The 12,192-nt window shown below is 72.9% G+C and carries 10 protein-coding genes and 2 pseudogenes; 6 read left to right on the top strand and 6 right to left on the bottom strand.

Features of this window, described 5'->3' with window-relative positions; all coding sequences use genetic code 11:
• Positions 1–95: 95 nt before the first annotated feature.
• The 3 genes from ACIA8D_RS34865 to ACIA8D_RS34855 form a co-directional block, all read right to left on the bottom strand.
• Positions 96–893, bottom strand: a complete 798-nt coding sequence (locus ACIA8D_RS34865) for an SAM-dependent methyltransferase (RefSeq protein WP_399238254.1) — start codon at positions 891–893, stop codon at positions 96–98.
• Between the two features lie 85 nt (positions 894–978).
• Positions 979–1,713 (bottom strand): ABC transporter permease, encoded by a 735-nt coding sequence (locus ACIA8D_RS34860; RefSeq protein WP_399238260.1) that lies wholly within the window; start codon positions 1,711–1,713, stop codon positions 979–981.
• A gap of 12 nt (positions 1,714–1,725) precedes the next feature.
• Positions 1,726–2,649 (bottom strand): ABC transporter ATP-binding protein, encoded by a 924-nt coding sequence (locus ACIA8D_RS34855; protein ID WP_399238253.1) that lies wholly within the window; start codon positions 2,647–2,649, stop codon positions 1,726–1,728.
• Between the two features lie 108 nt (positions 2,650–2,757).
• Here ACIA8D_RS34855 and ACIA8D_RS34850 point away from each other — a divergent pair, with 108 nt between their 5' ends.
• The 3 genes from ACIA8D_RS34850 (at position 2,758) to ACIA8D_RS34840 (ending at position 5,938) form a co-directional block, all read left to right on the top strand.
• Complete coding sequence (locus tag ACIA8D_RS34850; protein WP_399238252.1) at positions 2,758–3,975, top strand: sensor histidine kinase; 1,218 nt, start codon at positions 2,758–2,760, stop codon at positions 3,973–3,975.
• A 24-nt stretch (positions 3,976–3,999) separates the two neighbouring features.
• On the top strand, positions 4,000–4,650 hold the full coding sequence (locus ACIA8D_RS34845) for a response regulator (RefSeq protein WP_399238251.1): 651 nt from the start codon (positions 4,000–4,002) through the stop codon (positions 4,648–4,650).
• Between the two features lie 130 nt (positions 4,651–4,780).
• On the top strand, positions 4,781–5,938 hold the full coding sequence (locus ACIA8D_RS34840; RefSeq protein ID WP_399238250.1) for an ROK family protein: 1,158 nt from the start codon (positions 4,781–4,783) through the stop codon (positions 5,936–5,938).
• Between the two features lie 110 nt (positions 5,939–6,048).
• Here the strand turns inward: ACIA8D_RS34840 and ACIA8D_RS34835 are convergent, their stop codons facing one another.
• Both ACIA8D_RS34835 and sigJ read right to left on the bottom strand, forming a co-directional pair.
• The gene (locus ACIA8D_RS34835; RefSeq protein ID WP_399238249.1) at positions 6,049–6,810 is read right to left on the bottom strand and encodes a GntR family transcriptional regulator; all 762 of its coding nucleotides are present in this window, start codon (positions 6,808–6,810) and stop codon (positions 6,049–6,051) included.
• Positions 6,811–7,175: 365 nt separating this feature from the next.
• Positions 7,176–8,057 (bottom strand): RNA polymerase sigma factor SigJ, encoded by an 882-nt coding sequence (gene sigJ, locus ACIA8D_RS34830; protein ID WP_399238248.1) that lies wholly within the window; start codon positions 8,055–8,057, stop codon positions 7,176–7,178.
• Positions 8,058–8,210: 153 nt separating this feature from the next.
• Between sigJ and ACIA8D_RS34825 the strand changes: the two genes are divergently transcribed.
• The gene (locus ACIA8D_RS34825) at positions 8,211–9,041 is read left to right on the top strand and encodes an alpha/beta fold hydrolase (protein WP_399238247.1); all 831 of its coding nucleotides are present in this window, start codon (positions 8,211–8,213) and stop codon (positions 9,039–9,041) included.
• Positions 9,042–9,146: 105 nt separating this feature from the next.
• Here ACIA8D_RS34825 and ACIA8D_RS34820 read toward each other — a convergent pair.
• Positions 9,147–9,275 (bottom strand): annotated as a pseudogene (locus tag ACIA8D_RS34820) (EamA family transporter); the annotation flags it as partial.
• A gap of 169 nt (positions 9,276–9,444) precedes the next feature.
• Here ACIA8D_RS34820 and ACIA8D_RS34815 point away from each other — a divergent pair.
• Both ACIA8D_RS34815 and ACIA8D_RS34810 read left to right on the top strand, forming a co-directional pair.
• Positions 9,445–10,434: pseudogene (locus tag ACIA8D_RS34815) on the top strand (PLP-dependent aminotransferase family protein); the annotation flags it as partial.
• 125 nt (positions 10,435–10,559) lie between these two features.
• On the top strand, positions 10,560–12,140 hold the full coding sequence (locus ACIA8D_RS34810; protein WP_399238246.1) for an alkaline phosphatase D family protein: 1,581 nt from the start codon (positions 10,560–10,562) through the stop codon (positions 12,138–12,140).
• The last annotated feature ends 52 nt before the right edge of the window (positions 12,141–12,192 follow it).

Genomic DNA, 12,192 nt, shown 5'->3' with positions numbered 1-12,192 from the left:
GGCGACGCGGAGCGTCGTCGACCGACGACAACGCCGCGAGCGTGCGTGCCAGGCCCCGCGAGCCCGGCCTGATCCAAACGACAAGCCCTAGGTCATCACGGCTTGCGGGCCACCACCCCGTACTGGGCAACCTGCGTGGCCTCGTCGTCGCGCCAGCGTGCGCAGGAGACGAGGCCGGGCTCCACGAACTCCAGGCCGTCGAGGAACGCCGCGATCTCCGCGCCGGTGCGGGCGGTGATCGGCGGCTTCGCGTTCTCGTTCCAGAACTTCATGGCCTCCTCGTTGCCCTCCCCGCCCAGTTCGAGGGTGGGGTGGGTGAGCACCACGTAGCTGCCGGAGGGGACGGCGTCCACGAGCTCGCGCACGATGGACGCGGCCTCTTCGGTATCGAGCACGAAGTTCAGGATGCCAAGGAGCATGATCGCGACCGGCCGGTCGAAGTCGAGGGTCTCGGAGGCCGCCTCGACGATCGCCCTCGGGTCGCGGGCGTCCGCGTCCACGTAGTTGGTGCGGCCCTCGGCCGAGCTGGTGAGCAGCGCGCGGGCGTGGGTGAGCACGATCGGGTCGTTGTCGACGTAGACGACGCGCGCGTCCGGCGCGATGCGCTGGGCGACCTCGTGGGTGTTGTCAACGGTCGGCAAGCCCGTCCCGACGTCGAGGAACTGGCGGACGCCCGCCTCCCCCGCGAGGAAGGAGACGGCGCGGCCGAGGAACGCGCGGTCGGCGCGGGCCACCTCGCCGATGCTCGGGTACATGGACGTCACCATGTTGCCGACTTCCTCGTCGACCTCGTAGTGGTCCTTGCCGCCCAGCCAGTAGTTCCACACGCGCGCGTTGTGCGCGACGTGGCTGGAGATCCGTCCCTCCGGCCTGGACCCGTCGGCGTGGCTCATGCGATCTCCCTTGTACGTAGCCGGGCTCTGCTCAAGATCCCATCTTGGCACGGCAGTTCGACCGCGTGCGCGCAGGGACGCCGGACTACGCGTCCCTGCGGCGCACCGCCCACCAGCCGGCGAGCACCGCGGCCGCCGCCCACAGCGCGGTCACGGCGAGCCCGGTCCAGGGCCCGAGGGAGCCTTCGGCGTGCTGGCGCAGGACCTGCTGGCCCGCCCGGTCGGGCAGGAAGTCGGCGACCGAGCCCGCGACGTCCCCGACGACGAAGGACACGATCAGCAGGAACGGCACCAGGATGCTCAGCACCGCCACCGCGCTGCGCAGCACGGCCGTGAGCCCCGCCGCGAACAGTGCCATCAGCGCGAGGTACACCCCGCCGCCGACGCAGGCCCGCAGCGCCCCCGGGTCGCCGAGACCGATGGTGTACGGGCCCATGAACAACTGCCCGACGAGGAACGCGGTGAAGCTCGTGAGCAGGCCGACGACGAGCCCGCAGGCGCCGATGACCGCCGTCTTCGCGGCGTAGAGGAGGTTCCGGTTCGGCACGGCGGCCAGCGAGACGCGCAGCGCGTTGTTCAGGTACTCGGCGGAGACGGCCGTGGCGCCGAAGGCGAGCACCGCGATCTGCCCGAAGTTGAGGGCGTAGAAGGCTTCGAAGAGCAGGTCCCCGCCGTTGTCGGCCTCCTCCTGGCCGATCGTGGCGAACGCGAGGGTGGTGACGGCGAGGGTCGCGACGAAGACGGCGAGCAGCGAGCCGAAGCTGCCGCGCAGCGATCTGACCTTGATCCACTCGGAGTGCAGTACGGCGGTGGCGGACATACCGGCCATGGTTCAGGCCTCCTGGAGGGGAGTCGCGGCGAACTCGGTGTCGTTCGCGGTGAGGGCGAGGTAGGCCTGCTCCAACGAGGCCTGTTCGTCGGCGAGTTCGAGGATCGGGACACCCTCGGCGGCGGCAAGGGCGCCCACGTCGGCGGCGGTGGCTCCCTCCACGTCGCAGCGGCCGTCGTCGGCGAGCGTCACCGTGTGTCCCGCGCGGACGAGTGCCGCTCTCAGGCGCCCGGGGTCGGTGGAGCGCACCCGTACGCGACGCGCGCTGTGCGCGGCGATGAACTCGGGCATCGGGGTGTCCGCGAGGAGCCGCCCGCGGCCGAGGACGACGAGGTGGTCGGCGAAGGTCGCGGTCTCGTTCATGAGGTGGCTGGAGACAAGCACCGTGCGTCCGGCGCGGGCCAGATCGCGCATCAACTCCCGGATCCAGATGATGCCTTCGGGGTCGAGCCCGTTGGACGGCTCGTCGAGCAGCACCACTTCGGGGTCGCCGAGGAGCGCCGCCGCGATGCCGAGGCGCTGCCGCATGCCGAGCGAGAACGTCTTGACGCGCTTCTTCGCCACGGCGGCGATCCCGGCCTGTTCGAGCACCTCGCCGACGCGCCGGACGGGGATCCGGTTGCTGACGGCGAGCGCCCGCAGATGATCGCGCGCGGTGCGGGAGCCGTGCGCGGCCTGCGGGTCGAGCAGGGCGCCCACGACGCGCAGCGGTTCGTCGCACGCGGCGTAGGGGCGGCCCCCGATGAGCGCGGTCCCCGAGGTGGGGCGGTCGAGGCCGAGGGCGAGGCGCATGGTGGTGGACTTGCCGGCGCCGTTCGGGCCGAGGAAACCGGTGACACGGCCCGGCCCGACCTGGAAGGTCAGTCCGTCCACGGCGCGGGTCGTCCCGTACACCTTGGTGAGGTCCTGGACGTCGATACTGGTCATGGCGTCAGCCTGGCCGCTGCCGAGAGCCTCGGGCCTCCCCCGACCGTGGAGTTCGTCTCCCCCGCGCGGGGGAACCGGCGGGCATGGGGCGGCTGGCACGATGGCGGCATGCCCCGCTTCCTGAGACCGCTCACGCGCGCGGTCACGTACACCCGCTGGCTGCATCTGCTCTGCGCGGCCGTGCTCGCCTTCGTGTGCGCCGCCGTGTATCCGGGGCTCGTGCGGCCCTCCTTCGGGGACTGGCTGTTGATCTACGCGATCCCGGTGCCGCTGCTCGTGCTGGTGGGCCTGGTGCCGGTGATACGCCGGGCGGAGGGGCTTCAGGCGCGGTTGATGCTGTTCCCCGGTGGGCACGCGCGCGTGGCGGAGAGCGAGGAGGCGAACTCCGTCTCGATCGCCCCGTCGGCGTCCTGGCGGGACCGGGGCAGGACGGCGCTGTGGCTCGGGCTGCGGCACGTCCTCGGGCTGAGCGTGGCGCTGTTCTCGGGCCAGGCGATGGCCCTGGTACTGGAGTTGGCGGGCGCGACGGCCGGCGAGGAGAGCGGCGCCGCCGTCATCGTCCCGATCAACGACACCGGGTGGTGGTACGGGGCGCTGATCCCCGTCGTCCTCGTGGCGATGGTGTACGTGGTGGCGGGCGCGGGCCGGGTCATGGCGCGGCTCGCACCACTGCTGCTCGGCCCTTCGGCGGCGGAGCGGCTGGCCGCCCTGGAGGAGCGCACCGAACAACTCCTGGAGCGCAACCGCATCGCCCGTGAGCTGCACGACTCCATCGGTCACGCGCTGACGGTCGCCGTCGTGCAGGCGGGTGCGGCGCGGACGGCGGGCGACGCGGCGTTCACCGACCAGGCATTGGGCGCCATCGAGGAGACGGGGCGGGCGGCACTCGACGACCTGGAGCGGGTCCTCGTGGTGCTGCGCGAACCGGAGCGCCCCGCGAGTACCCGGCCGACGCTGCAGGACGCGGACCGGCTCCTGGACTCGGCGCGGGCGGCGGGTTCAAAGGTGGACGTGGAGGTGACGGGTCCGCTGGACACGGTCCCTGGGCCCGTCTCCCGTGAGGGCTACCGCATCCTTCAGGAGGCGCTCACGAACGTGCTGCGACACTGCGGAACCGTGCCGGTCACCGTGACTCTCCAGGTCGCGGACAAGTACCTCGTCCTGGAGGTGCGCAATCCGCTGCCGACCGAACGCGGGTCCGGGAACGGCGGTACCGGCAGCGGGCTGCGCGGCGTACGGGAGCGCGCGGCGCTGCTCGGCGGGCACGCCCGCACGGGCCCGCTCCGCGACGAGTGGCAGGTTCACGTCGAACTGCCCGTCGCGTAATCGCTCGTGATCTAGTCTGGCGGCGTGCCGCTCACCGTGCTTCTTGTCGACGACGAACCCCTGGTCCGCGCGGGGCTGCGTGCCGTGCTCGAAGCACAGCCCGACATCACGGTCGTCGGCGAGGCCGCGGACGGCGCGGCGGTCGTCCCCCTCGTCCGCGAGCTGCGGCCCGACGTGGTCGCCATGGACGTCCGGATGCCGCTGCTCGACGGGATCGAGGCCACGCGCGCGGTGCTGCGCGGCGCGGAACGGCCGCCGAAGATCCTCGTGATCACCACGTTCGAGAACGACGAGTACGTGTACGGGGCGCTGCGCGCGGGCGCCGACGGCTTCCTGCTGAAGCGGGCCCGCCCCGAGGAGATCGTGCACGCGGTGCGGCTCGTCGCGGCGGGCGAGTCCCTCCTGTTCCCCGCGGCGGTCCGCAAATTGGCCTCGGAGTACGGGAGTTCGGCGGCCCGCGAGACGCTGGAGCGGGCGGCGCTGACCGAACGCGAGGAGCAGGTGCTGCGGCTCATGGCGCGCGGCCTGTCGAACGCGGAGATCGCCGCGGACCTGATCGTCGGCACCGAGACCGTCAAGTCGCACGTCAGCGCGGTGCTGACGAAGCTGGGCGCGCGGGACCGGACGCAGGCGGTGATCGCGGCGTACGAGTCGGGGTTCGTGGCGCCGGGGTGACGTCCGACCTGCACCGTTTCGGCCGCGCGCGGCTGAGCACCGTACGTCACAGAGGTGCACCCGACTCTCGCCGGTGTCGGTGGCTGCGGGTACCATCCGGCGAACACGCGCGACTGCGGGGAGGACGACGGTGGGGCGGCTGACCGGCGGAGACCCCTCTCTGCTCAGGCGGATCAACTCCGCGGTGGTGCTGCACGCGCTGCGCTCCACCGATTTCGCCACGCTCACCGAGGTCACCCGCGTCACGGGCCTGTCGCGGCCCACCGTGGAGGGCGTCGTCGAGGGGCTGATGGTGGCCGGACTCGTCGTGGAGACCACGGTCGAGGAGCCCGGCGCGCGGCGGCAGGGCCGGCCCGCGCGCAAGTTCCGCTTCCGGGCCGAGGCCGGGCATCTGCTCGGCCTGGAGATCGGCGCGCACCGGGTGGCCGCGGTGCTCTCGGCGCTCGACGGCAGGGTGCTCGGTTCGGCGTCCAAGGAGGTCGACGAGACCGCCCCTGCGGACGAGCGCCTGGAGCGGCTGCGCGGCACCGTCGCCGATCTGCTGCGCCGCGCGGGCGTGGCCCGGGACTCGCTGTGGGCGGTCGGCGTCGGCAGCCCGGGGATCGTGCGGGCCGACGGGACGGTGCGGCTCGGCACCGCGCTGCCGGGCTGGACCGGGCTCGCGCTCGGTGAGCGGCTGCGGCGTTCCTTCAAGTGCCCGGTGCTCGTGGAGAACGACGCGAACGCGGCGGCCGTGGCCGAGCACTGGAAGGGCGCGGGGGCGGAGACCGACGACATGGTGTTCGTCCTCGCGGGCCTGAGCCCCGGCGCCGGCGCCCTGATCGGCGGCCGTCTGCACCGTGGCTTCGGTGGCGCCGCCGGGGAGATCGGCGCGCTGCATCTGCTCGGCCGCGAGGTGCGGCCCGAGGCGCTCCTTTCCACCACGGGCGAGCCGCTGCACCCGCTGGACGAGGTCGCCGTGGCGAGGGTGTTCACGCTGGCGCGGGAGGGCGACGTCCGGGCGTCGGCGGCGGTCGAGCGGTTCCTTCAGCGGCTCGTGCACGATGTCGCGGCGCTGGTGCTCGCGCTGGATCCGGAGCTGGTCGTCGTGGGCGGCTGGGCCGCGGGGCTCGACGGGGTGCTCGAACCGTTGCGGCGGGAGCTGGAGCGGTACTGTCTGCGGCCGCCGCGGGTGGCGCTGTCCGCGCTGGGCGAGGCCGCCGTGCCGACCGGGGCGCTGCGGCTCGCGCTCGACCACGTGGAAGAGGAGCTGTTCGCGACGGAGAGCACGGTGACAGCCCGCCGGTGAACGGGGGCGTGGGCGCCGTCGCCCGCCTGTTGGCCGTCACCCGTGACTCGGTGCGCGGTTCCTCGCGCCCCTGTCCGACCGACCGGTCACCGTCACCAGTGACCCGGGCGTCAGGACGCCCGCGTCTCCGGAGCGTGGTGGATCTCCACGCCCGCCGTGTCGCCGAAGGTCAGTCGGCAGGTGTCCGCGCGGTAGGTCGCCACCGAGACCGCGGCGGTCGTGCCGCGGCTGAAGTAGCGGGTCGTGACGACGAGCATCGGGGCGCCGGGCAGCCGGTCGAGCTCCTTCGCGTCGTCGGCGCGCGCCGAGCCCAGCTCGACCGCGCGGTCCTCCCCGTCGAGCCCCAGGCGCTGCAGCTCCCGCACGACCGCACGCGCGCGTGCCGCACCGGACACGGCGTCGACGGCCGTCAGGTCGGGGGCCGAGCCGACGGGGACGTACAGCAGCTCGGCGGCGACCGGCTGGCCGTGCGAGACCCGCGTGCGGCGCAGGACGTGCACCTCGGTGTCCGGGGCGGTCTCCAGGGCCGCGGCCACGGCGCTCGGCGGCACCTCGACGGTGGAGTCGACGGCCTGCCACGCGTCCGCGCTGCCCCCGGGCCAGTCCCGGTCGTTCGACGCGACGGCGACGCCCATGCGGGGCGGCGCGACCGTGGTGCCCACACCGCGGCGGCGCTGCAGTCGGCCTTCCAGCTCCAGCTGCTCGAGGGCCTGACGGAGCGTGGCACGGGCGACGCCGAAGCGGGCCGCGAGGTCGCGCTCGTTCGGCAGGATCTCGCCCACCGTGAACTCGGAGTCGAGCGCATCGGTGAGCACGGTCTTCAGGTGCCAGTACTTCGGCTCCGGAGCCGCTTCCAACTGCGTGGTCCCCACCCTGTCCTCCGCAACAACCGTGCTCGGGCGGCTTTTTATCGCCCTTGTTTATTAAAGGTTCCTGCCTATCCCTGCGAGAGTAGGACCGTTCTCGGAACTTGGTCAATACCAATCGTCGTCGCGGTTCTCACGTGCCGGAACGCACGAGGCCCGCCCCCGTGTGTCCTCCGGGGGCGGGCCTGGACCAACGGTCGGGGCGGCGGCTAGGGCTTGTCGTTTGGATCAGGCCGGATCAGGGAGCGGGGCCTGGTGCGTGCGATCGCAAGGCGGAGGAGGGAGGCGACGCGGAGCGTCGTCGACCGACGACAACGCCGCGAGCGTGCGTGCCAGGCCCCGCGAGCCCGGCCTGATCCAAACGACAGGCCCTAGCCGAGCGAGCCGAGCTTGTCCGGGTTGCGCACGATGTAGATCTGCTGGATCCGGCCGTCGTGCACGCCGAGTTGGAGGACGGCGTCCGGCTTCCCGTTCCCGGTGACGAGCACACCGAGGGTGCCGTTGAACTCCACGATGCGCAGCTCGAACCCCTCGGCCCCGCCCTGCCGCACGGCGCCCTGCACGAACCGGCCCACCTTGTCGGCGCTCTCGATGACCCGCAGCGGCGCCCTGGCCTTGCCGCCGCTGTCGCCGACGAGCCGGGCGTCCGGGGCGAGCATCGCCATCAGCCCGTCGAGATCGCCCTCGGTCGCGGCGGCCAGGAAGCGCTCGGTGAGGTCGCGCTGCTGGGCCGGGTCGACGTCGAAGCGGGGCCTGCGCTCGTCCACGTGCTTGCGCGCGCGTACGGCGAGTTGCCGCACGGCGGCCTCGCCGCGCTCCAGGGTCCCGGCGATCTCCGCGTAGGTCAGGCCGAAGGCCTCCCGCAGCACGAACACCGCGCGCTCCAGCGGCGAGAGGGACTCCAGGACGACGAGCACCGCGAGCGAGACGGAGTCGGCGAGCACGGCCTGCTCGGCGGTGTCGGGCACGGTGGGCCCGAAGTCGGTGACGAGCGGCTCGGGCAGCCACGGACCCACGTAGGACTCGCGGCGCGACTGGACCTGGCGCAGCCGGTCGATGGCGAGCCGGGTGGTGACACGTACCAAGTAGGCGCGCGGTTCGCGGACGTCGGCGCGGTCCGCGCGGGACCAGCGCAGCCAGGCGTCCTGCACCACGTCCTCGGCGTCGGCGACGCGGCCCAGCATGCGGTAGGCCACGCCCATCAGGACGGGGCGATGGTCTTCGAAGTCATCGATCTCTGTATCGGTGGCCACCCACCCATCCCATAGGACACGGCGGGCGCTGTCCAGCGGGCGCCGCACTACTTCGGCTACGCCTCTTGAACTGAGCCCTACTGAGCGGTAATTGTTGCTGACAAGGAGTCTAAGGAGACCGTCGCGGCGTGGCGGGGACAGGGAGCGAGCGACATGGCGACAGAGGCGTCCTTCAGCATCGAGACCGCCGGAGGCCCCCGCACCGTGCGCCTCGCGTACGAGCGCGCGGGCACCGGCGAGCCGCTGCTTCTGCTGCACGGGATCGGGCACCACTGGGAGGCCTGGCAGCCCGTGCTGCCGATCCTCGCGGCCGAGCGGGACGTGATCGCGGTCGACCTGCCGGGCTTCGGCAAATCCCCCGCACTGCCGGACGGTCTCGCGTACGACCTGGCCGGCGTGGTCCCCGTCCTCGACGCGTTCTGCCGCCATCTCGGGATCGAGCGGCCGCACGTGGCGGGGAACTCGCTGGGCGGGCTGCTCGCCCTCGACCTCGGCCGGGAGAAGCGCGTGCGCTCCATCACGGCGCTCTCCCCTGCCGGGTTCTGGACCGGCGCGGAGCGGCGCTACGCCTTCGGGACGCTGCTCGCGATGCGGGCGGGCGCGCGGGCCATGCCGGTGCCGGTGATCGAGCGGCTGTCCCGCTCCGCGGCGGGGCGCGCGGCGCTCACGAGCACCATCTACGCGCGGCCCGGCCGCCGTTCACCCGAGGCGGTCGTCGCGGAGACGATCGCCCTGCGGGAGGCCACCGGGTTCCGGGAGACGCTGGAGGCCGGTCGTTCGGTGCTGTTCCGGGACGACATCCAGGAGCTGCCGGTCACGATCGCGTGGGGCGCCAGGGACCGCCTCCTCGTGCGCCGTCAGGGCGTCCGCGCCAAGCAGGTCATCCCGGGAGCCCGCCTGGTCAGGCTTCCCGGCTGCGGGCACGTCCCGATGAACGACGACCCGGCGCTGGTGGCGCGAGTGATCCTCGACGGCAGCCGCTGAGCTCCCGTTCGCGGCGGCGGAGCGGCCGGCGAACACCCCCGAGCCCAGGGCGACCCCGGCGGCGACGAGCGCGCTGCCCGCGCCCTGGGCGATGCCGTACGTCCCGGCGCCGACCAGCGGCGCAGTAAAGGCCGCCGCGACGGGGACGAGCCCCGAGAACAGCGTGGCCCGCTCGGCGCCGATCCGCTGCATGCCCATGTACCAGCACACGAAGCCGACGACCGTGACGACCACTGCCTGCCACGCAAGGGCCGCGAACTCGGCGCCGTCCGGCCTGCGCAGCCAGGAGCCGCCGTCCACGACGATCCCGGCGACGGCCGCCTCCACCGCGGCGCTCCCGCACACCGCGCAGGACAGCAGCCGGGGGCCGAGCGGGCGCAGCACCGGCACGGCGAGCACCGCCCTCGGCTACCCGGACCCGCGCGGCCTCCCCCGCCTGCGGACGGCCCTCGCCGAACTGCTCACCCGACGGCGCGGCGTGGTGGCGGACCCGGAACGCATCATCGTGTGCTCAGAGGTGACGCAGGCGGTGACGCTGCTCGGCATCGTGCTCCGCGCGCGCGGGCAGCACGGCATCGGTGTGGAGAGCCCCGGCAGCCCGCAGTACGAGGACCTGTTCGCGACCGTGGGCGCACGGGCGGTGCGCCTGCCGATGGACGACGAGGGGCTCGCCATGGGGCCGCTGCGGGAGTCGGGGGTCCGCACGGTGATCACGACACCGTCGCACCACTTCCCGTCCGGCATCGCCTGCTCGGCGCCCCGCCGGGCCCAACTTCTCACCTGGGCACGACAGTTGGATGGTCTGGTCGTGGAGGACGATTACGACGGCAACTTCCGCTACGACCGCGCCCCCGTGGGCGCGCTCCAGGGGCTCGACCCCGAACACGTCGCGTACACCGGGTCGGTCAGCAAGTCGCTGGCGCCGGGCCTTCGGCTCGGTTGGCTGATCGTGCCGGACGCGCTGACCGGCGACGTCGTCGCGCGCAAACGCTACATGGACCTCGGCAACCCGGCCCTCGACCAGGCGGTGCTCGCCCGCTTCGTCGAACGCGGCGATTACGACCGCCACCTGCGCCGCTGCCAACGCGCGTACAAGGAACACCGCGACGCCCTCGTGACGGCACTGCACGACCACCTGCCCGGCACCGAGGTCTCCGGCATCGCGGCGGGCCTGCAGACCATCGCCACGCTCCCCGACGGCTTCGGCCCGCGGCGCGAACTCCTGGACCGCTGCGCGTCCGCCGGGGTGTCCGTGCGTCCGCTGGAGCACTACGGCGGCGACTCGGGCGACGGCCTGTCCCTGGTGATCGGCTACGCACACCTGCCCCCGCCCCGCATCACCGAAGGGGTACGCCTGTTGGCACAGGCCGTCACGTGCGCCCGGTTCCCTTGACGGTGGGGACAGTTGTTCACTTGGGGTTCGCGTGTGCGCCGTGGCGCCGCAGTAGGAGTGGCAGCGCGGCGCCGCGCGCAGGCCATGGCACCGTGCTGTCGTCGAGACCGTCACTGGAGGCGTCCATGTCAGACCGTCCACAGAGTTCCCGGCCCGGCCGCCGCGGAGTGCTGCGCGGCGCGCTCGCCACGTCCGCGGCCCTGGCCCTGCCGGCCGTCGGCGGGGCCGCCGCGCCCGCGTTCGCGCTGTCCGGGCGGCCGAAGGCCGGCTGGGGCGTCCAGGCGGGCGATGTGGGCGCGCACTCCGGCCTCGTGTGGGTGCGCTCGGACCGGCCGGCGCGGATGGTCGTGGAGACCTCGGCCACCGAGTCGTTCAAGAACCTCACCAGATGGCGGGGGCCGCTGATCGGTCCCGACACCGACTTCACCGGGACGACCCGGTTGCGCGGCCTGCCGCCCGGCGAGCAGATCCATTACCGGGTGCGGCTCGCCGACCCGGACGACCCGCGGCGCACCGGCGAGCCCGTCGAGGGGACCTTCCGCACGGCGTCCGTGTCGCGCCGGGACGGGGTGCGATTCCTGTGGTCCGGTGACATCGCCGGGCAGGGCTGGGGCATCAACCCGGACCGCGGCGGCTACCGCGTGTACGAGGACATGCGCGCCCTCGACCCGGACTTCTTCCTGTGCAGCGGCGACAACATCTACGCCGACGGCCCGATCCTGCCCAGCGTGACGCTGCCGGACGGGCGGGTGTGGCGCAATGTGACCACCGAGGAGAAGTCCAAGGTCGCCGAGACGCTGGACGAGTTCCGCGGCGCGTTCCGCTACAACCTGCTCGACGAGAACCTGCGCCGCTTCAACGCGCAGATCCCCACGATCACGCAGTGGGACGACCACGAGGTGCACAACAACTGGTACCCGGGCCAGATCCTGACCGACGAGCGCTACACCGAGAAGAACGTCGACGTGCTGTCGGCCCGCTCGCTGCGCGCGTTCAGCGAGTACTTCCCGATCTCCACGCTGCCGCCGGGCGACTCCGAGGGGCGCGTGTACCGCGTGCTGCGGCAGGGGCCGCTGCTCGACGTGTTCGTGCTCGACATGCGGACGTACCGCAACGCCAACTCGCCGGGGCGGCAGACCGAGGACGCCACCGGCATCCTCGGCGCCGAGCAGCTCGCGTGGCTGAAGCGGGAGCTGTCGCGCTCGCGCGCCGTGTGGAAGGTGATCGCCTCCGACATGCCGCTGGGGCTCGTCGTCCCGGACGGCACGAACTTCGAGGCGGTGGCGCAGGGCGACCCGGGCGCGCCGCTCGGGCGTGAGCTGCAACTGGCCGAGCTGCTACGGCACATCAAGCACGAGCGGATCACCGGCACCCTGTGGCTGACGACCGATGTGCACTACACGTCGGCGCAGCACTACGAGCCGTCGAACGCGGCGTTCAAGGACTTCGAGCCGTTCTGGGAGTTCGTGTCCGGGCCGCTGGCAGCGGGCGGGTTCAAGGCGCTGAAACTGGACGGGACGCTCGGCCCGCGGCAGGTCTTCATCAAAGCGCCGGACCGGAACAACACCTCGCCGGCCGAGACCCCGCCGTACTTCGGCGAGGTCGAGATCGACGGCGGCAGCGGGGAACTCACCGTACGGCTGCGGCAGGAGGGCGGCGACGTGCTGTTCGCCCAGACGTTGCAGCCGGGGCGGGTGGGGCAGTGATGTGGGGCAGTGACCCCGCCGAGGCCCAGCAGCCAAAAACAGACATAGGCAC

It is taken from the genome of Streptomyces sp. NPDC051684, from assembly GCF_044453445.1.
Lineage (GTDB): Bacteria > Actinomycetota > Actinomycetes > Streptomycetales > Streptomycetaceae > Streptomyces.
The sequence above is the reverse complement of the archived record's forward strand: the minus strand, read 5'-3'. Positions and strand labels throughout refer to the sequence as shown.